The following is an 18,190-nucleotide window of genomic DNA, read 5'->3' as shown; positions in this document are numbered from 1 at the left end:
TCTGTTTCGGTAGTCACAACTATTATAACCAGCTGAATCCGCGCCCTGTCGTGAGGTTCTCGCCTGCAAGTCCTCTGGAGAAAATGTGATGAATGACGCCCTTTCGAATCAGGATGCAATCAATCAGCAGATTGAACGTAATCCCCTTTTTCATGAGTTAGTCCATAAACGCCAGGCGTTCGCGACGTTACTGTCGGTGATCATGCTGGTGCTCTATGTCGGCTTTATTCTGCTGATTGCCTTTGCACCCGGCTGGCTTGGTACGCCGCTGCATGCCGGTACTAACGTGACGCGCGGTATCCCGATTGGTGTCGGGCTGATTGTGATGTCGTTTGTGCTGACCGGCGTCTATGTCTGGCGCGCCAACGGTGAGTTTGACCGTTTAACAAAAGCCATCCTCAGCGAGGTGAAACCATGACCCGTCTCACCTTATGGCTGCTGGCCTTAATGTTGCCGTTTTCAGCGCTGGCCGCTGATGCGATTACCGGTGCGGTTCAGCGTCAGCCGACCAACTATCAGGCGATTATCATGTTTACGATTTTCGTCGGTGCCACATTGGGGATTACGTACTGGGCGTCGAAGCGGACCCGTTCGCGTAACGACTATTACACGGCCGGCGGCAATATCACCGGTTTCCAGAATGGTCTGGCGATGGCGGGTGACTTCATGTCAGCGGCCTCGTTCCTGGGCATTTCGGCACTGGTTTACACCTCCGGCTATGACGGGCTGATCTATTCGCTCGGCTTCCTGGTCGGCTGGCCGATGATTCTGTTTTTAATCGCCGAGCGGCTGCGCAATCTGGGTCGCTATACCTTTGCCGACGTCGCCTCTTATCGTCTGAAGCAGATGCCAATTCGCACCCTGTCAGCCTGCGGCTCGCTGGTGGTGGTGGCGCTCTACCTGATCGCGCAGATGGTGGGTGCCGGTAAACTCATCCAGCTGCTGTTCGGCCTTAACTATCATGTGGCGGTGGTTCTGGTCGGCATTCTGATGGTGATGTATGTGCTGTTTGGCGGCATGCTGGCCACCACCTGGGTGCAGATCATCAAAGCGGTCCTGCTGCTGTTTGGTGCGACCTTTATGGCGGTCATGGTGATGAAGGCGGCCAATTTCAGCTTTAATACGCTGTTCACCGAAGCGATGGCGGTCCATCCCAAAGGCATCGCGATTATGCAGCCAGGCGGACTGGTCAAGGATCCGATCTCGGCTCTGTCACTGGGGCTGGGGCTGATGTTCGGTACGGCCGGATTGCCGCATATTCTGATGCGCTTCTTCACCGTGGCGGATGCTAAAGAGGCCCGTAAAAGTGTCTTCTGGGCCACCGGTTTTATGGGCTACTTCTACTTCCTGACCTTTATTATCGGCTTCGGAGCCATTCTGCTGGTGGGCGCGAACCCGGCCTTTAAAGATGCCAGCGGCGCGCTGATTGGTGGCACCAATATGGCGGCGGTGCATCTGGCGAATGCCGTGGGCGGCAGCACCTTCCTGGGCTTTATCTCTGCGGTAGCCTTCGCTACGATTCTGGCGGTGGTAGCGGGCTTAACGCTGGCGGGCGCGTCGGCGGTGTCGCACGACCTCTATGCCAGCGTGTATCGTAAAGGTCAGGCGAGCGAGAAAGATGAGCTGCGGGTCTCCAAAATCACTGTGCTCGCACTGGGCGTGGTAGCGATTGCGCTGGGTATTCTGTTTGAGAAGCAGAACATCGCCTTTATGGTCGGGCTGGCTTTCTCGATTGCGGCCAGCTGTAACTTCCCCATCATCCTGCTGTCGATGTACTGGTCAAAACTCACCACGCGCGGTGCGATGGTGGGCGGCTGGCTCGGTCTGCTGACTGCCGTGATTCTGATGATCCTCGGCCCCACCGTGTGGGTTCAGGTGCTGGGCAACGCGAAGCCGATTTTCCCTTATGAGTATCCGGCGCTGTTCTCCATGGTGGTGGCCTTTGTCGGCATCTGGCTCTTCTCCATTACCGACCATTCGCAGCAGGGTGCAGAGGAGCGCTCACGCTTCCGCGCGCAGTTTATCCGCTCGCAGACGGGCACCGGCATTGAACAGGGCAAGGCGCACTGATCGCCGTTTACCGCGCATAACGTTCAGGCAACAAAAAAGGGCGACTACCTCGGTAGTCGCCCTTTTCTTTCACGCAACAGAATCAGAAGCGCAGCGATGCACCCACGTACGGGCCATCGACCAGCACGTTATCTTTGCGTCCATCTTTGTTGTTCAGTTCGATGTACTGATAACCCACACGCAGGTTAAGCAGTGAAACCGGCGTGAAGCTCAGGCCGCCAGCGGCTTCCTGATAGCTGTCGAGCTGATCGGTGAACGACTCTGGCGCGTAATAATACTCGCCATACAGGCCCCACATGCTGTTGATGCTGTAGTGTGCTGCACCACCCAGCGCCACCGCAAATCCATCTTTTCCATCTTCCGGATGGGTGAAGATCGCTTTTGCGGTCGGTGCCAGACGCAGTGGCCCGAAATCAACGTTGTAACCCAGACCTGCACCGTAGGTGCTGCCGTCATGGTCGCTACGCAGCCAGTTACCTTTCAGAAACAGACCGGGTGTTGTGGTGCCCAGACCCAGATTCAGGTTGGTGTTGTGTTCGCTGACATCAACACTGCCTTCAATCGCCTGAGCGGCACCGCTCAGTAAAACCAGCCCGAGGGCGCTCCCGGTAACAAGTTGCTTAAACATGATTCCACTCCGTGAAGGACAATTAATTCGGCCGCAAGGTTAACAGCCTGAAACGGGGAGACAACAAAATCTGGAAAACTTTACGTAAAAATACGTGTCTCTGCCAGGAGAGTTGCCGTTGGCAACGCAGTGTAGACTATATTGTCCACATCAGGTGTCCAATCAGCGGGGCCAGTACCACGGTCACAACACCAGACAGCATCATCACCAGGCTGGCGACCACGCCCTCCTGCTGCCCCAGCTGATAAGCGCGAGCGGTTCCCGCACCGTGCGACGCAGCCCCTAATCCGGCCCCTTTCGCCACGCCCTGCTTAATTGCGATGCGCAGAAACAGCACGTCACCGATTGCCATGCCAAACACGCCCGTCATCACCACAAACAGCGCCACCAGATCGGGCTGACCGCCAATCGGTCCGGCTGCGGCCAGTGCAAACGGTGTGGTAATGGAGCGCACGGCCAGGCTGCGCTGGATCGACTCCGGCAGGGTTAACAGTCGTGCCAGCCAGACCGAACTGCAGACGGCGACCAGCGTGGCGGTCAGAACACCCGCGCTCAGGGACAGCCAGTGGCGTTTAATAATCTCAACGTTCTCATAGACCGGCACTGCAAACGCCAGCGTCGCCGGTCCCAGCAGCCAGAGCAGCCAGTGGTTTTCTGCAATATAGTCCTGCCAGCTGATGTGCGTCAGCAGCAGAAGAGCCACCAGCACCAGCGGCGTCATCACCAGAGGCATCAGCAGCAGTGTGCGCCAGCGACGATAAAGCCGTTTATTCAGCGTATAAACCAGCAGCGTAACCGCCACACAGAGCAGGCTGAGCAGAACATCACGCATCGGGATCCTGCTTACGCGCGGCGCGCGCGACTTCATACTGATAGAGCCGGTCCACTACCCAGGCGGTGGATGCCAGCACCAGCATCGTGCTGACGCCGATGACCACGCAGATGCGCAGGCCATCGACCCGCAGCAGATCGCCATAATTCACCACCGCCACCACCGCCGGAATAAAGAACAGCAGCATCTCGGCCAGCAACCAGCGTGACCCGGCTTTTACCCAGTTCAGCGGCACAACCCGCGTCACGATTAACGCCAGCAGCAACAGCATCCCGACGATATTGGCGGGCAGCGGCAGGTGCAGCCAGCTCACCAGCCGATCGCAGGCGATAAACAGGCCGATATAGAAACCCAGCTGCAGTGGCAGGCTGAGCCATTGCACTGCGCGGTTGCTGCGGAAAGTGAGCGCTAACGCCATCACTTTGTCTCCCCCTTTAAATTGATGTCACCAGTATAAAACGCCAGCACAAGGTGAAAAAAATGAATTAAAATTATCTGAATCATGCCTGAAAGGAATAGTTATGGATGTTCGCGCCCTGCGTTACTTTACTGAAGTGGTTCGCCAGCAGAGCTTTACCCGTGCGGCGCAAAAGCTGTTTGTGACGCAGCCGACCATCAGCAAAATGCTGCGCCAGCTGGAAGAGGAGCTGGGCTGCACGCTGATCCTGCGCGATGGCCGTCGCCTGCACCTTACCGACAGCGGCCAGGCGGTCTATCAGCGCGGCCTGGCGATCCTGCAGGAGTTTCATCAGCTGGAGGCGGAGATTGGAGACATCAACCAACTCAAAACCGGTGAGCTGCGGCTCGGTATTCCGCCGATGGTGGGTATGCAGATAGCCGGATCGATTTCGGCTTTTCGCCGTCGCTATCCTGGCGTGAAGCTGAAAATTTCGGAGTTCGGCGGTCTGACCGTTCAGCAGGCGGTGCTGGCGGGCAGTCTTGATATCGCCCTGACCGCGCTGCCGGTCGACGCCGAGCTGCCGCTGAACACGCTGCCCCTGATGCATCATCCGCTCTGCGTGCTGCTGCCACGACGCCCGGAATGGCTCAGCCGCCAGCAGATTGGGCTGGCAGAACTGGCTGAGCATCCGCTGCTGATTTTCAATGAGGAGTTTTCGCTGAATCGTCAGCTGATGCAGGCGTTTCAGCGGCTTAACCTGACGCCAACGGTGGCGGTGCGCAGCGGTCAGTGGGATTTTCTGGCGGCGATGGTGCAGGCGGAGATGGGGCTGGCGATTCTGCCGGAGCCGATCTGTCAGCGGCTGGATAAGCAGTCGCTATTGTGGCTGCCGCTGGAATCGGAGCTGAAGTGGAGTCTGGGATTGATCTGGCGGGAAGGGAGTTATCTGTCGCGCAGTGCGCAGGCGTGGATAAACTGTTGCCGCGAGCACTGGCCGGATGAGCCTCCACGGCTATCGGTGTGAAAAGCTGGCACGCCCGCATAAATGCGCAGGCGTGCCAGTCAGGGCTTACTCTTCTTTTTCTATCAGCAATGCTTCCAGCAGATCCAGGTCGTGCAGTAAGGTCTGCATCGTCTCATTGGAGATCTGTTGGGTCGCGCGCAGATGATAAAGCTCAGCGCGTTCAGCGCGCAGCCCGGTCAGGCGGAATCGACGTTCAAGGTTCTCAGCGTACAGCGCATGCTCAAGGTCATTCTTGCCTTCGGCGCGACGACGTAAGTTGCCTGTTACGCGCAGACTCACCTCTTTCAGCAGTTCCGGATCGATGTTCTCTTCCGACTCATTTTCCAGCCGCTGTTCCATCTTATGCAGGCTCTCAACCGCTGCACCCGCCATCACCGCACGGGCATTTTGCAGCTCACGGCGATGCGCGCCTTTGTCGATGCTATCAATGCCGCGCAGCAGAATCGGCAGCAGTACCACGCCCACCAGCAATGAGACCAGAATCACGCCGGTAGCGATAAACACCAGCTCATAACGCGCCGGGAAGGGATCACCCGTAGTGAGGTAAAGTGGAATCGACAGCACACCTGCCAGGGTAATCGCACCCCGCACCCCGGCAAACGTGGCGATCAGCAGCTCACGCAACGAGTAGTTAGCAAACTCCAGCGGCTTTTTCTTCAACAGACGTTTGCTCAGACGCTGCATAATCCACAGCCAGCCAAAACGCACCAGCATCAGCGCCAGATAAACCAGTCCGATATCGGCGAACAGCATCCACAGCTCGACGTTGGTATCGGCCTGAGCCTGGTCGATTGAGGTCTGCAGAATGTCCGGCAACTGCAGGCCCAGCATCAGGAACACCATGCCGTTAAAGATGAACTCCAGCATCTGCCAGACGCTGTTGGCACGCAGGCGCATCGCCAGCGGTGCCTGACGAATAATACCGGAACGGGTGATGGTCATACCGGCCGCCACGGCCGCCAGAATGCCTGAGACACCCAGATGTTCAGCAATCAGATAAGAAGCGAATGGCAACAGCAGCAGCAGCACGGTCTGTGTGGCCGGATCATCCCCGCTCCAGCGGCTGAACAGGCGCAGTGATTTACCGTACAGCCAGCAGATCGCCACACCGGCAATCAGGCCGCCAATGGCGACTTTCATGAACTCAATGCTGGCACCGCCCCAGGTAAACACCATGGTGCCCATGGCGACGGCCACGGCAAATTTCAGTGATACCAGGCCCGATGCATCATTCATCAGGGCTTCACCCTGCACAATCGACATAATCTTCTTGGGAATGCGGCCTTCACCGACAATGCCGGAGAGCGCTACGGCATCGGTTGGCGACAGCACCGCCGCCAGCGCAAAGGCAGGAATCAGCGGGATACCTGGCACCATCCAGTAGATCAGATAGCCGATACCAATGACGGTAATCAGGACCAGCGCCAGCGCTAAGCCAATAATTTCGCGACCATGATGCAGGAACTCACTGATCGGCGTTTTCCAGCCATCCGCGAACAGCAGCGGCGGAATGAACAGCACCAGAAACAGTTCCGGATCAAAGTCGACATGCAGACCAAACGTTGGCCAGGCCAGCATCGCACCCACGGCGATCTGAACCAGCGGCAACGGGATCTGAAAAGGGAGAATACGGGCCGCGACGCCAGAGAGCGACACGACCAGCGTCATGATGAGAATAGTAAAAAAGATTTCCATGCTTTCCTTAGGCGTCGTTTCTTTCAATCATTGGTTAAGCGATAAAGTGTAAAACAAACGGCGGTGAAGATTGTCAGCTACGCGTGCGCCGGGCGGGAAAAAAGTGAAAAATTCCGGACGCGCAGTCGCACGCCCGGTTGTACAGTCAGATCGCCCAGCCACCGGCGTAAAACGCCACCAGCGCGACGGCAATAATCACGGTGCCGACGTTAAGCTTACGCCATTCACCGGCGAAGAGACGCCCTACTACCAGGCTGGCGAAACCGATCATGATGCCGGTCACGATGTTGCAGGTGAGCACAATGATCACTGCCGTTAACAGGCCCGACATCGCATCAACAAAATCACCGAAGTCGACTTTTGCCACGTTGCTGAGCATCAGCAGCCCCACATACATCAATGCCGGCGCAGTAGCATAAGCGGGCACCAGATAAGCCAGCGGCGACATAAACAGGATGGCGAGAAACAGCAGGCCGACCACAATCGCGGTGAGGCCGGTTTTGCCGCCCGCCGCCGTGCCTGCCGCCGATTCAATATAGACCGCAGCCGGTGACGCGCCCACCAGTCCCGCAAACAGGCTGCTAATAGAGTCGCTGGTCAGCGCACGGCCACCGTTGATAATCTGGCCCTGTTTATCCAGCAGGTTTGCCTGACCGGCGACCGCGCGAATAGTGCCGGTGGCGTCAAAGACCGCTGTCATCACCAGTGCCAGCACACTGGGCAGCACAGCAGGTTTTATTGCACCCATGATGTCGAGGCTGAACAGCAGCGACTGGCCGCTGGCGTCACGCAGGCTTGGCAGTGCAAACAACCCCTGATAGCTCACCGCCGGATCAAAAATCAGGCCCAGCAGCGAGATGGCGATAATCGTCAGCAGGATGCCGCCCGGCACCCGGCGCTTCTCAAGTCCAATAATCGCGGCCAGCCCCAGCAGCGTCATCATCACCGGGAATGTGGTGAAGTGACCCAGCGCCACCGGCAGGCCCGGTGCCGGATTTTTCACAACCAGACCCACGCCATCAGCGGCAATCAGCAGCAGAAACAAGCCAATCCCGACGCCGGTGCCGTGCGCCACCCCCATCGGCAGGTTACGCAGGATCCAGGCACGAATGCCGGTCACCGAGATCAGGGTAAACAGCAGGCCCATCAGGAATACTGCGCCCAGCGCCACCGGCACACTGATGTGCTGACCCAGCACAAGACTGAAAGCAGTAAAGGCGGTTAAAGAGATCGCGCAGCCAATGGCCATCGGCAGATTGGCCCACAGCCCCATAAGGAGGGAACCAACGCTGGCAACCAGGCAGGTGGCGACAAATACAGCCGAAGGGGAGAAACCGGCTTTGCCCAGCATTCCCGGCACCACAATGACGGAGTAGACCATCGCCAGGAAGGTGGTGAGTCCGGCCAGAATTTCCTGGCGTACGCTGCTGCCGCGCGCCGAGATCGAGAACCAGGCGTCCAGTTTTCCACTGGCCGGGCGTGATTCAGTTGACATAGTTGAGCCTCAAAAATTTTTGTTGTGTGGATCGCTCTGCGACCATCGCTGTCCCTGGAATAAGCGGGTAGACGGCGTCACTGTCGGGATTCACCCGGCAGGCAAACGTTTACCTTGCCGCAGATAGTTGGCCGTCAAAAGCAGCCAGATAAAAAGGCATGCGATTATCCGGCGTTTAGCGGCACATTTTCAACTGTCAGAGGGAGAATCTTCAGCATAAAGATCAGGCGTAAGCGGCTTCCTGGTGCGAGGCTTTCGTCAGCATAAAGTGCTGAGCTATTGAAGTTAAAGAACTTTTAAGGAGATGGACACCGGCGCAGCCCTGATAAGACAAGCTACGCCGGTGGAGAGGGGGCATTAACCTGGCAGCGAAAGCTCGCCGCCCTGCACAATCGCGCGTTGCCAGGCAGCACGCTCCTGCACAGTCTGCAGCCATTTCCCGGTAGCAGGCATCTGATCAAGTCCGGCACGTTGCGCCAGCGCCAGCAGTGGAAAGCTCATCTGGATATCCGCAATTGAGAAACGCTTACCGGCAAACCAGGGGTTAGCAGCCAGATGCTGTTCGATCATTTGCTTGTGCGGCTTCAGCTGTTTATCCAGGAACGCTTTCTGCACGCCTTTACCAAAAGCAGCCCCGACCGGGCGTAGCAGCCACGGCACCGGCGCCTTACCCATTTGACCGAAGATCAGCTTCATTACCAGCAGCGGCATTAGCGAGCCTTCGGCATAGTGCAGCCAGTAGCGGCACTGTAGCCGTGATTCCTCATCACTGACTTTCAGCCGGAACTCGTGATCATATTTCTCTTCGAGGTATTCAAGAATGGCGCCTGATTCTGCCACCACCTGATTGCCGTCAGTAATGACCGGAGATTTTCCCAGTGGATGCACTTTTTTCAGCGCCTCCGGGGCCAGCATGGTTGGTTCGCGTTGATAGCGTTTCATCTGGTACGGCACTTCCAGCTCTTCCAGCAGCCAGAGCACCCGATGCGAGCGTGATTTCTCAAGATGGTGAACGGTGATCATCATGATTCCCTGTGTTTTGACCTTCACCAAGTATAGACGTCACTCCACGTCCGGATGTTTATCATCCTGTTCCGGGTCGAGCAACACCGCACCGGAGCCCTGCTGACCCAGCCGGTCGCCGGGATTACGCAGTGGGCAGTCGCGCATCGACAGGCAACCGCAGCCGATACAACCATCCAGATCATTGCGCAGGCGGGTCAGCGTTTCGATGCGCTTATCCAGCTCTTCACGCCAGTGCTGCGTCAGCGCATCCCACTCCGGGGCTGACATGCGTTTGTTCGCGGGTATGTGATCCAGACTGTCGCTGACCGTGGCCAGCGGAATGCCGATGCGCTGTGCAATCTTGATAATCGCGACGCGACGCAGCACATCACGGCTGTACCGACGCTGATTTCCGCTGTTACGGGTGCTGGAGATCAGCCCTTTGGTCTCATAGAAGTGCAGCGCCGAGACCGCCACACCGCTGCGGCGTGCCACTTCGCCCGGTGTTAAAACCGGTTTTGGATAGTTGCGTTCTTTTTTCATCAGGCTCTTTACCTCAAGTTAACTTGAGGAATTATACTCGCTCTCCATTGAAACCCCTAAACTCCTATTACCACTGACTAAGCACCAGAAGGATGAGGCCATGATGCAAGAAGAGATCATTCATTCCCTGACGCACTGGATTGACCAGAACCTGGATAAGAGCCTGTCTATCGATGAAGTTGCGGCGAAATCAGGCTATTCGAAATGGCATCTGCAGCGTATGTTCCGTTCGGTAACGAAACAGACGCTGGGTGGCTATATTCGTGAACGCCGTCTGACGCTGGCAGCAGAAGCCCTGTCGCTGACACAGCGCCCGGTGTTTGATATTGCGATGCAGTATGGCTATGACTCGCAGCAGACCTTCTCACGGGTGTTTCGCCGTCAATTTGCCCAGACGCCTACCGCATACCGCCACACCATGCGACGCCAGGCGATTCAACGCCCTCGCCTGCTGAGTTTTGGCTGTAACGATCCGATCAACAGCTTTACCCAGCGCACCACCGGCGAATGCTGCCCGGTTCGTTAACTCTTTGTTGCGCCCGCCCCGGGCGCATCTGCCTGATATTTCCGCCGTTCTTCTTCTGCTGCTTACCCTTCCTTCGTGTCACTGCCATACCCGTGTAAATTTTGTTCAAAATTTAAAATCGGGTGATATAATGTGACCCAAGTCACACTTTAAACCTGGTTTGACGGCAAAAAAGGCTTCCCTGACACACTTTTTTGTCGCCGGTGATGTCCGCAGATTGTCAGGATTACCTGTTGATATTGAGGTCCGGCCAATGGCTACGTTAACCACCAGTTTTCTTGTTATGCGTTGGGAATTGCTGAGCGCAGTCATGATGTTTTTTGCCAGCACCCTGAAAACTAAACTTCGTCAGGATAGCCGTCACGTGATGGCATTTATGTGTGGCGGGATTGGTTTAGGCATGACCTGCTGGTTTGTTACCGGGCTGATGGGCATTACCCTGAGCATGGAAAACGTGCATAACTTCGTGGAAATCTCGAAGCATGCCTTTATTGATGCGATGAGCCAGGCGCCTGCTGACTGGCCGATGCCCTGATTGATTCCCTGAATTTTGCGCATAAAAAACCCCGCTAAGCGGGGTTTTTTATATTGCTGTGTGTGCTTAAATTTTCTTCAACATGGCAGGGATATTAACATCCTGCACTGTAACGCCCGGGCTCTGCGTTCCGCGGCGATCCTGAATCCACATATCTCCCATCATCTGATTCAAACCACGATCTAATCCGGTAACCAGTCCTGCACCTGGGGTGAAGGTCAGTTCGCCAAAGTAGATCCGCTCGTCATGGATATACCAGTCCACACGCACATAGTCGAAATCGCTGGCCAGCTTCTTGCTCAGTTCGAGCGCATGTTCCAGTGAAGGCATAATCGGAGACACATCCAGACCGGTATCGCGAATCTTGTGATAAGCCTCATTGAGGTTATTCACGTAGAAGTTCATCGACAGCAGCGGCTGGCAGCGGTTGTAGATCACCTGCAGCACATATTCGAACTTGCCATCACGCTTGTTGAACATATGAAACTTGTAATCAATCGGCGCACTTTTGCCATCACCAATGTACTTCTCAACCAGGATACGTGGCTTGATGTAGCGATAGTGAATCTCACGCGCTTCGTTAGCGAAGTCAGTCTTCAGCCAGCGATAGCAGTCATGAATGATCTGCTGCTTGCGCAGTGCGTCCGGCTCTTCCAGCAGAATCTCTACCATGTTGGAGGCGTGGTTCGGCTTAATCACCGTTCCCTTCCAGCAGGGTAAGCTATTCAGCGTTGTCGGATCAGTGGTTTCGTGTACCAGCGGGATCAGGTATTCATTACCGATTTTTTCAGCAATGAATTCGCGCACCGAGTACTTATCTGACAGACGACCATAGCTCTGGTAATCGCCGAAGATAAACTTACGGTACAACACCTTCTCGTTGAACACTTTTGGCTGACGCAGATTGGGCAGCTTTCTGAACTTGTGGAAGTAGTAAATGCGGTCCTGATAAGCCCAGGGCATTTTCTTAATAAAATACTGCACACTTCTTCTGAGTTCTTCTTTCAACTTGAGCATATCTGACCTCATTTGTATGTTTTGTAGTTGAGTGAGGAAACCTGAATCTTTTGAATGACGCCGTTTTTAAAGAAGTAATTCATTACGGTCAGGGACAAAAGTTCTGAAAGGAAAACGCTCCACGCGGCCCCCATGATGCCGTGACCCTGGATCAACCACCAGGAGAGCGGCAAACTGATGACCATCAGGCAGATGATTTTCCTCAGCAAGTAGTTAAATCCTCCCTCTTTGACCATGTAGCGATACGCTACGGTCCCCATTGCCGAAAAGCTGGTCGCTATCGACAGCAACGTAATGAGACTTCCTGACTGTGTGTAAGCCGGTCCGTACAACGCAATGATGATCCGCTCGCCGTAAAGCGAAATGACAAGCAGCATCAACAATGAAACACCCATAACGTAACCATTAAGCCGCGCCGCCAGCTTAATGGCGACCTCGCCGCGCTCTCTGAAGATCTCAGTGAAGCAGGAGGTAATGAGCGCCACCGGGATAAAAATCCAGGAGGCGGAAATGGTATTCGCTGCCGCGAACAGGCCAAGGTCGCGTGCGGGAGCCGTGCCTGCCAGGAACATCTGCGCCGCTTTGACCTGCACCGAGATAAAGATGCTGGAGATAGCCAGCGGCAGTCCGGCGTACATTAGATAGCGCAGATAGGCGGTGCGCTTTTCGCGCGGCGGCATCTGATCCTGATGGTCCTGATAAAAGTTGCGACGTTTGATCAGGTAAGGCACCAGCGTGACGGCAACAATCGACAGCGTTAGCCACAGCGGGTTAAGACGCAGCCAGGCGACGGTGAAACTGATGCCGAAACTCAGCAGCATGCCCACTGCGTTAGCGATGGTGTTAAGACGCGAGGCAAGACGTGCGTTGTTATAAACGCTGAAAGTGTCCTGCGTGACAAAAACCGAGGCAATAAATGAGGCCAGTGCAAACGCCAGGAAGTTTTCCTGCATGTTGTACCAGACCCAGATTAAGACTGGCACCGAAGTGACCAGCAATAACACCATGCGCATCGTGCGGGCGATGGTCATCAGGCGCAGGCCTTTTGACGCATTTTTGCTGACGCGCTTAAACAGAATGGTTTCGGTGCCAAAGATTGCAACGGTTTGCACCATCGCGAATAGTGAGGTAGAAAACGCCATCTGGCCAAACACCGTTGGCCCAAAGGACTTCGCCACGTAAGACGTCACAAAAATGACGCCAAAAACGGAGATGATCTTCTCAGACATCATCCAGGCGGCATTAGACATTACGCTCAATTTCATCAACTCTTCCTTAGTATTACTCAACTACAACCGCTTCGGTACAACATCCCTGTAACGAATTAATAAGCGCTCAGTGGGCCTGGCGAAAACATAAGACTTCAGACCAAGCTGGTCCGAAAATTGAGATGCAAATCATAATCCGGAGAGTGAATTCAGGATAATTCTTATTATAAATGGTGCGAATCACTTCAAATGGAAACGATTTCAGGCTGAAAATAAAACAGCCTTAAAGAGCCCTGCCGACATAATAATCCCGTCGGTAAGGGTAAATATCCTGTGTACGTTGTATTTTTTCGTATTTTGGATGCGATGAATTTATAACAAAAATCCCCCTCCAGGAAGGCGCGCCCCCCTGATAAGAATAAAATAAGATTTATCCCATGATGATATTTCTTCTAAATATCTTAATTTAGGCTTCGCAATTCAATTCGCGCACTTTAATACTGCCTTAATAAAATCTTACAGTGCCAGAAATTATTAAAGTCATTCTCATCCATTAATCGATAAGAAAGGTAAGAGCATTTATGAGAAAGTCACGATACAGCGAAGATCAAATCACAAATGCCATTAAAGCTTCTGAATCGGGCGTGAAAGTCAGAGAGATCTGTGAAGAGTTAGGTATCTCTGAAGCCACGTTCTATAGCTGGAAGAAGAAGTTTTCTGGGTTGTCTTCGGAAGAAGGCAGAAAAATCAAAGAGCTGGAAGAAAAACTGCAAAACATCACGCGTGAATTGCAGACGCTCAATTCAGATAAAGAGATGCTGCAGAGCGTTCTGAAGCACTTCTTTACGACGAATGAAAAACGTCAGGCTGTGGATTTCCTGCAGACTACCTTCGACATCGGTACCCGTCGTAGCTGCCGCTTATTAGATATCAGCCGTAGCGTATACCATTATCCGTCAGGCACGGAGAATCGCTAAACCCAATGCTACCGCGCTTTTTAGACTTAACGCTGAGATTTGTTCTTACCAGAAGAGATGAAGATCATTTAACAGGACAATTGCGGCACCCTTTTCCGCTCCATTTATAACTAATGAATGGCTTCACGGCTAAGCTTCTTTTTTTGCGGTAAAATTGATTCACAACAGCAAAAGTCTCGCATTCTACGGCTATTCGCCCCCTCCCAATCTCGTTTACGCGGGATTGGGCCCTCCATTTTTTACGTAAGCCCAGCTAATCACCGGAACTAATTCCCTTCAATTCTATTAAGCCGCTTTAAACACCGCGCGAAAAACAACCATCCTTTTTTTAAGTTAATTGTGGCACTAACTCAAATTCTGCGGCTTCGTTTTAATTCCCGGCTATGGGTTTATTGCATTAACTTTCTCCAGGATTAATCCAGGATAAATAGTTTATTGCTCCTTATCACTAACGTTCAGTGTCTATCTTTTCACTCTCTTCATTGCGCATCATTGATGCCAGAGATTAATCTTTAATTAATAGCGCAGCGGCGGAATTTTCTTACTCATTTATCATTGAGTGAAGTTAATAGTGGTTTCTGGCCTCTCTTTCCACGGACCTTACAGCAATAAATAGCCTCTGATAAAAGCGTAACGTCCATAATGCCGCACTATTTTCCCTGATTAATGACGGATATCTGAGCAGTAAGGTTCTGCCAGGGCTGAAAAGAGCCCTGTTCAGCAGACCCTGAGTGCCATTTTTTTACTGAAGAGCGAGGGATAAAAGAGTGAATCAGAGTGGACAGTACAATCACGCAGCGGAATGAAATCGATTTCGCGGCATAAATCTGCCGCAGAGCGTGCAAATCGGGATAGGGTTTAATCTTAAAAAGCCGCGCAGCGGGTTTTCCACACGGCAAAAGGGTTTGCCTGATTTATACGGCTTACGGGTTAAGTGAGACCACATGAGGTTGGGGTTTGATACGCATCGCCCACAGTACACCGACCATCAGACAAATAATGCCTGTCACGGTGAGCTGAGGTGGCCAGCTTTGATACCAGAGAAAAGTCCACAACAGGCCAGACAGAATCTCGAAAACGATCAGCGGTCCCATCAGTACGGTAGGCAGGCGCTGGCTGGCAGCGTTCCAGCATAAGGTGCCCAGCCAGGAGCAGAGCAGGCCAATCGTCAGCATCAGGGAGATAAACACAGTGGGACGCGGCCCAAAGGGCAGCGAAAAATCAGGCTGTTGCCAGGCGAGTTGCACACTGACCAGCGCGTACATGATCAGCGCCATCGGCAGCGTCACGATGCCCTGCGCGGTGGCCCAGGTTGAGGGACGGAGTTCGGGGTGGGTTCGCAGCCAGCGGGCATTGCGCAGCGGATACCAGGTCCAGCACATTACCGCTAACAGTGCCAGCACGATACCGGTCAGATAGCGGCCCAGATCCACTGTGGTGCCCTGACTTTGTAGCTCCGCCGCATTTACGCAGAGTAATCCGGCCGCCATCATGATCAGTGCCGGAACCAGCCGCCGCCATGGTAGCCTTCCTTCGAGATGGCCGTAACAGAGATTGGCGGTCACGGCGATCACCACCGGCAGCGTGCCGATAATCATGGTGGAGACCGGCCCGCCGGTGCGCTGAATGGCGTTCGCCAGAAACGCATAATAGAAGAGGTTTCCCACCAGCGAGAGCTTCACCGCCTCACGCCAGTCGGCCCGGCCCAGCTTGCGCAGGCGACGACGACCATGCCAGGCCAGCGGCAGCGCAATCAGTCCAAACGCCACATAACGTCCCGCCGACTGCAGGGCGCCAGGATAGTCAGGTATCAGCAGCGGCCCGACAAAGATTAGCCCCCACATCAACCCGGCAGTGATAGCAAACATAACACCCGCAAACATGATTTCTTCCTTATATAGACGTTTAATGGAGTGTGGCGGGTTCGGGCGGGGAATGCTTGTAGCAGATTGCGGTGGTATTAAGGCTGGCAAACCTGTTTTTGATAGCGGCCCGGCGTGATGCCATACCGGTTTGCAAAGGCGCGGGTGAGATGGGCCTGATCGGTTAATCCCACTGCCGCCGCAACGCTGGCAGCCGCTTCACCCTGTGCCAGCCTTTGCTTGGCGTCATAGAGTCGGAAAGCCATTAGCATCTGATGCGGCGTAACGTGATAGTGCTGGCGAAAGGCGCGTAAGAAGTGCCATGGCGATAACGATACCAGTGCCGCCAGCTCTTCCAGCCGCACAGGTTCTGCGAGGTTGGCGCGCAGGAAATCTTTTACCTGGTCAAAGCGATGACGGGCATCAGGTCTGCCCTGTGAGGACATGCGGGCCAGCGGACGGATCTGCAGCAGCAGCTCGGCGATCAGGCTCTGGCGCGCCAGCTCAGACTCCGCCTGCCAGAGTGCGGTCAGCAGGCAGGAGAGCGGCTGCGCCACGCATGGATTGGTCAGCAACGCCTCGTTAAACCACCAGCCGCGATCGCCGGTCAGCTCATCCATCAGCTGTGGCTGAATGTAGATCATCTGATAGCGCCATCCCTCCTCGCACGCTGACTCACCGGTATGCAGCTCATCCGGGTTCATCATGACCAGCGAGTTTTCCGGGGCAGTATAGTCGGTGCCGCGATAGCGAAAGCGCTGCGCGCCCGCTTCGATAGTGCCGATCCCAAAGGCTTCATGGGTATGAGGTTCGAAGGCATAGCGAGAGATATGGGCCTGATAGAGCTCTATACCGGGCAGCTCAGCGAGTTGCTGAAACCGGGCGCGATCTTTCTCATAGGGGAAACTAGCCGGAACACCTTCCACTTCTCTCTCCTTATTTAACCAGTCCGTTCAGGATGCCTGCGACCGGGGTGAAAATGCAAAAGATTGCTATCCATAACGCCGCGGGTGACACTGTTTTTTTCTGAGTGATGGGAGCAGGCATGGCACAGCGCGTGGTATTGGTTATAGATATGCAGAATGGGGTGTTCAGCTCGCCACGCTTCGACACAGCGGGACGGATTGCACAGATTAACCGGCTGACTGAACGCGCTGAGATCACCATATTTGTCCGGCACCGCGAAGGCGCGATGTGCGAGGGTAATGACGCGTTTGATCTGCTGCCGGAAATCGCTCAGCCCGATGGCGCGCATTATGTCACTAAAACCGCCTGCGACAGCTTCTGGCAAACGGAGCTGGCCGCGCTGTTAAAGCGTCTGGCGGTTGAGGAGTTTGTGGTGTGTGGCTGTGCCACCGACTATTGTCTGGATACCACGATAAAAGTCGGGGCCAGTGCGGGCTATGCCATTACCGTTGCCGCTGATGCGCACACGACGGCAGATCGCCGCTGGGTCAGCGCCGAAGCGCTGATTAACCAGCACAATGAGGTCTGGGCTTCACTGCAGATACCCGGCAACGTGCCGCGCGTGCTGAGCACGGAGGCCATTCTGGCAGAATGGTCATAACAGGTCGCGAAAGCCGCGCATAAAAAAAGCCCGCATAAGCGGGCTTTTTTGCACTCTCTGGCCAACGTAATCAGAATGGAATATCGTCGTCGAAATCCATTGGTGGTTCGTTGTTGTTGCTGGCCGGCGCGCTCTGTGGCTGCTGCTGCGGACGAGACTGCGCGCCGCCACTGAACTGGTTGTTGTTGCCCTGCGGCTGCTGCGGCTGACCCCAGCCATTGTTGCCACCGCCCTGCGCGCCGCCACCTGCTGGCGCACCAGCACCGGCGTTACCGCCCTGCTGACGGCCACCCAGCATTTGCATGGTGCCACCAACGTTAACCACAACTTCGGTGGTGTAACGTTCCTGGCCGCCCTGATCCTGCCATTTACGGGTGCGCAGCTGGCCTTCAATGTAGACCTGCGACCCTTTTTTCAGGTATTCGCCTGCAACTTCAGCCAGTTTGCCAAACAGCACCACACGGTGCCACTCGGTGATCTCTTTGTTTTCACCGGTCTGCTTGTCGCGCCAGCTTTCAGAAGTAGCCAGCGTAATGTTGGCAACAGCGCCACCATTTGGCATGTAACGTACTTCCGGATCCTGACCCAGATTCCCGACAAGAATCACTTTGTTAACGCCACGACTGGCCATGTTGCTGTCTCCCGATGAGTTAATGCATACAGTCTAATCCATCAATTCTAACACGTCCTGCGGTCTGTTTCCCACTTTCGAGCGGGGTTCCAGTTTTAATCCTTAGCGCTCAGGAGGCCAAGAGTACTGGATATTTATTCAGTCTATTTTTTGTGCCATAATGACACGTTATTCT

19 protein-coding genes are annotated in these 18,190 nt (G+C 54.6%); 7 read left to right on the top strand and 12 right to left on the bottom strand.

The window, feature by feature from the left end; all coding sequences use genetic code 11:
• Positions 1-88 precede the first annotated feature (88 nt).
• Both HZZ01_RS10695 and actP read left to right on the top strand, forming a co-directional pair.
• A complete protein-coding gene (locus tag HZZ01_RS10695) occupies positions 89-418 on the top strand; it encodes a DUF485 domain-containing protein (RefSeq protein ID WP_179897244.1) in 330 nt (109 codons plus the stop codon).
• A complete protein-coding gene (actP, locus tag HZZ01_RS10690; protein ID WP_179897241.1) occupies positions 415-2,070 on the top strand; it encodes a cation/acetate symporter ActP in 1,656 nt (551 codons plus the stop codon). Before HZZ01_RS10695 ends, actP begins: the two co-directional genes overlap by 4 nt.
• A gap of 82 nt (positions 2,071-2,152) precedes the next feature.
• On the opposite strand, the gene HZZ01_RS10685 is transcribed toward actP, so the two are convergent.
• The 3 genes from HZZ01_RS10685 to HZZ01_RS10675 all read right to left on the bottom strand — a co-directional run bounded on the left by HZZ01_RS10685 (position 2,153) and on the right by HZZ01_RS10675 (position 3,948).
• Entirely contained in the window at positions 2,153-2,698 is a 546-nt protein-coding gene (locus tag HZZ01_RS10685; protein ID WP_179897239.1) for a YfaZ family outer membrane protein, read from the bottom strand.
• A 136-nt stretch (positions 2,699-2,834) separates the two neighbouring features.
• Positions 2,835-3,530 (bottom strand): LrgB family protein, encoded by a 696-nt coding sequence (locus tag HZZ01_RS10680; protein WP_179897237.1) that lies wholly within the window; start codon positions 3,528-3,530, stop codon positions 2,835-2,837.
• Positions 3,523-3,948 (bottom strand): CidA/LrgA family protein, encoded by a 426-nt coding sequence (locus HZZ01_RS10675; protein ID WP_179897235.1) that lies wholly within the window; start codon positions 3,946-3,948, stop codon positions 3,523-3,525. Before HZZ01_RS10675 ends, HZZ01_RS10680 begins: the two co-directional genes overlap by 8 nt.
• A 103-nt stretch (positions 3,949-4,051) precedes the next feature.
• Between HZZ01_RS10675 and HZZ01_RS10670 the strand changes: the two genes are divergently transcribed.
• A complete protein-coding gene (locus HZZ01_RS10670) occupies positions 4,052-4,954 on the top strand; it encodes a LysR family transcriptional regulator (protein ID WP_179897233.1) in 903 nt (300 codons plus the stop codon).
• Positions 4,955-4,999: 45 nt separating this feature from the next.
• Here HZZ01_RS10670 and HZZ01_RS10665 read toward each other — a convergent pair whose 3' ends face one another.
• The 4 genes from HZZ01_RS10665 to soxR form a co-directional block, all read right to left on the bottom strand.
• Positions 5,000-6,649, bottom strand: coding sequence for a Na+/H+ antiporter (locus tag HZZ01_RS10665; protein ID WP_179897231.1), 1,650 nt, complete (start codon positions 6,647-6,649; stop codon positions 5,000-5,002).
• A 145-nt stretch (positions 6,650-6,794) separates the two neighbouring features.
• Entirely contained in the window at positions 6,795-8,144 is a 1,350-nt protein-coding gene (locus HZZ01_RS10660) for an NCS2 family permease (RefSeq protein WP_179897229.1), read from the bottom strand.
• A gap of 357 nt (positions 8,145-8,501) precedes the next feature.
• Positions 8,502-9,167 carry a glutathione S-transferase family protein gene (locus HZZ01_RS10655; RefSeq protein WP_179897825.1) on the bottom strand — a complete coding sequence of 222 codons (666 nt, stop codon included), beginning with the start codon at positions 9,165-9,167 and terminating at the stop codon, positions 8,502-8,504.
• A 39-nt stretch (positions 9,168-9,206) separates the two neighbouring features.
• Positions 9,207-9,692 carry a redox-sensitive transcriptional activator SoxR gene (gene soxR / locus HZZ01_RS10650; RefSeq protein ID WP_090963716.1) on the bottom strand — a complete coding sequence of 162 codons (486 nt, stop codon included), beginning with the start codon at positions 9,690-9,692 and terminating at the stop codon, positions 9,207-9,209.
• 100 nt (positions 9,693-9,792) lie between these two features.
• Here soxR and soxS point away from each other — a divergent pair, with 100 nt between their 5' ends.
• Positions 9,793-10,218 (top strand): superoxide response transcriptional regulator SoxS, encoded by a 426-nt coding sequence (gene soxS / locus HZZ01_RS10645; protein ID WP_179897227.1) that lies wholly within the window; start codon positions 9,793-9,795, stop codon positions 10,216-10,218.
• Between the two features lie 253 nt (positions 10,219-10,471).
• Positions 10,472-10,753, top strand: coding sequence for a YjcB family protein (locus tag HZZ01_RS10640; protein WP_179897225.1), 282 nt, complete (start codon positions 10,472-10,474; stop codon positions 10,751-10,753).
• Positions 10,754-10,819: 66 nt separating this feature from the next.
• On the opposite strand, the gene HZZ01_RS10635 is transcribed toward HZZ01_RS10640, so the two are convergent.
• Together HZZ01_RS10635 and HZZ01_RS10630 are read right to left on the bottom strand one after the other, a co-directional pair.
• A complete protein-coding gene (locus tag HZZ01_RS10635; protein WP_010252168.1) occupies positions 10,820-11,770 on the bottom strand; it encodes an ATP-grasp fold amidoligase family protein in 951 nt (316 codons plus the stop codon).
• A gap of 8 nt (positions 11,771-11,778) precedes the next feature.
• Positions 11,779-13,035: an oligosaccharide flippase family protein gene (locus tag HZZ01_RS10630; RefSeq protein ID WP_179897223.1), complete on the bottom strand. Its 1,257-nt coding sequence runs from the start codon at positions 13,033-13,035 to the stop codon at positions 11,779-11,781.
• 524 nt (positions 13,036-13,559) lie between these two features.
• Between HZZ01_RS10630 and HZZ01_RS10625 the strand changes: the two genes are divergently transcribed.
• Positions 13,560-13,955 (top strand): transposase, encoded by a 396-nt coding sequence (locus tag HZZ01_RS10625; protein WP_090963707.1) that lies wholly within the window; start codon positions 13,560-13,562, stop codon positions 13,953-13,955.
• 923 nt (positions 13,956-14,878) lie between these two features.
• Here HZZ01_RS10625 and HZZ01_RS10620 read toward each other — a convergent pair.
• Both HZZ01_RS10620 and HZZ01_RS10615 read right to left on the bottom strand, forming a co-directional pair.
• The gene (locus HZZ01_RS10620) at positions 14,879-15,838 is read right to left on the bottom strand and encodes a DMT family transporter (RefSeq protein ID WP_179897221.1); all 960 of its coding nucleotides are present in this window, start codon (positions 15,836-15,838) and stop codon (positions 14,879-14,881) included.
• A 77-nt stretch (positions 15,839-15,915) separates the two neighbouring features.
• Positions 15,916-16,743: an AraC family transcriptional regulator gene (locus HZZ01_RS10615; protein WP_179897219.1), complete on the bottom strand. Its 828-nt coding sequence runs from the start codon at positions 16,741-16,743 to the stop codon at positions 15,916-15,918.
• A gap of 119 nt (positions 16,744-16,862) precedes the next feature.
• Here HZZ01_RS10615 and HZZ01_RS10610 point away from each other — a divergent pair, with 119 nt between their 5' ends.
• The gene (locus HZZ01_RS10610; RefSeq protein ID WP_179897218.1) at positions 16,863-17,384 is read left to right on the top strand and encodes an isochorismatase family protein; all 522 of its coding nucleotides are present in this window, start codon (positions 16,863-16,865) and stop codon (positions 17,382-17,384) included.
• 70 nt (positions 17,385-17,454) lie between these two features.
• On the opposite strand, the gene ssb1 is transcribed toward HZZ01_RS10610, so the two are convergent.
• A complete protein-coding gene (ssb1, locus tag HZZ01_RS10605; protein ID WP_090963699.1) occupies positions 17,455-18,015 on the bottom strand; it encodes a single-stranded DNA-binding protein SSB1 in 561 nt (186 codons plus the stop codon).
• Positions 18,016-18,190: the final 175 nt, after the last annotated feature.

Origin of the sequence: Pantoea sp. WMus005 (assembly GCF_013415305.1) — a bacterium.
GTDB lineage: Bacteria > Pseudomonadota > Gammaproteobacteria > Enterobacterales > Enterobacteriaceae > Pantoea > Pantoea rara.
This window is presented reverse-complemented; position numbering and strand designations above follow the sequence as displayed.

Coding starts and splice junctions, on each gene's coding strand:
- HZZ01_RS10610 (WP_179897218.1), top strand. CDS start 16,863: ATGGCACAGCGCGTGGTATTGGTTATAGATATGCAGAATGGGGTGTTC.
- HZZ01_RS10660 (WP_179897229.1), bottom strand. CDS start 8,144: ATGTCAACTGAATCACGCCCGGCCAGTGGAAAACTGGACGCCTGGTTC.
- ssb1 (WP_090963699.1), bottom strand. CDS start 18,015: ATGGCCAGTCGTGGCGTTAACAAAGTGATTCTTGTCGGGAATCTGGGT.
- HZZ01_RS10640 (WP_179897225.1), top strand. CDS start 10,472: ATGGCTACGTTAACCACCAGTTTTCTTGTTATGCGTTGGGAATTGCTG.
- HZZ01_RS10675 (WP_179897235.1), bottom strand. CDS start 3,948: ATGGCGTTAGCGCTCACTTTCCGCAGCAACCGCGCAGTGCAATGGCTC.
- HZZ01_RS10625 (WP_090963707.1), top strand. CDS start 13,560: ATGAGAAAGTCACGATACAGCGAAGATCAAATCACAAATGCCATTAAA.
- HZZ01_RS10620 (WP_179897221.1), bottom strand. CDS start 15,838: ATGTTTGCGGGTGTTATGTTTGCTATCACTGCCGGGTTGATGTGGGGG.
- actP (WP_179897241.1), top strand. CDS start 415: ATGACCCGTCTCACCTTATGGCTGCTGGCCTTAATGTTGCCGTTTTCA.
- soxR (WP_090963716.1), bottom strand. CDS start 9,692: ATGAAAAAAGAACGCAACTATCCAAAACCGGTTTTAACACCGGGCGAA.
- HZZ01_RS10630 (WP_179897223.1), bottom strand. CDS start 13,035: ATGAAATTGAGCGTAATGTCTAATGCCGCCTGGATGATGTCTGAGAAG.
- HZZ01_RS10695 (WP_179897244.1), top strand. CDS start 89: ATGAATGACGCCCTTTCGAATCAGGATGCAATCAATCAGCAGATTGAA.
- HZZ01_RS10680 (WP_179897237.1), bottom strand. CDS start 3,530: ATGCGTGATGTTCTGCTCAGCCTGCTCTGTGTGGCGGTTACGCTGCTG.
- HZZ01_RS10670 (WP_179897233.1), top strand. CDS start 4,052: ATGGATGTTCGCGCCCTGCGTTACTTTACTGAAGTGGTTCGCCAGCAG.
- HZZ01_RS10665 (WP_179897231.1), bottom strand. CDS start 6,649: ATGGAAATCTTTTTTACTATTCTCATCATGACGCTGGTCGTGTCGCTC.
- soxS (WP_179897227.1), top strand. CDS start 9,793: ATGATGCAAGAAGAGATCATTCATTCCCTGACGCACTGGATTGACCAG.
- HZZ01_RS10655 (WP_179897825.1), bottom strand. CDS start 9,167: ATGATCACCGTTCACCATCTTGAGAAATCACGCTCGCATCGGGTGCTC.
- HZZ01_RS10635 (WP_010252168.1), bottom strand. CDS start 11,770: ATGCTCAAGTTGAAAGAAGAACTCAGAAGAAGTGTGCAGTATTTTATT.
- HZZ01_RS10685 (WP_179897239.1), bottom strand. CDS start 2,698: ATGTTTAAGCAACTTGTTACCGGGAGCGCCCTCGGGCTGGTTTTACTG.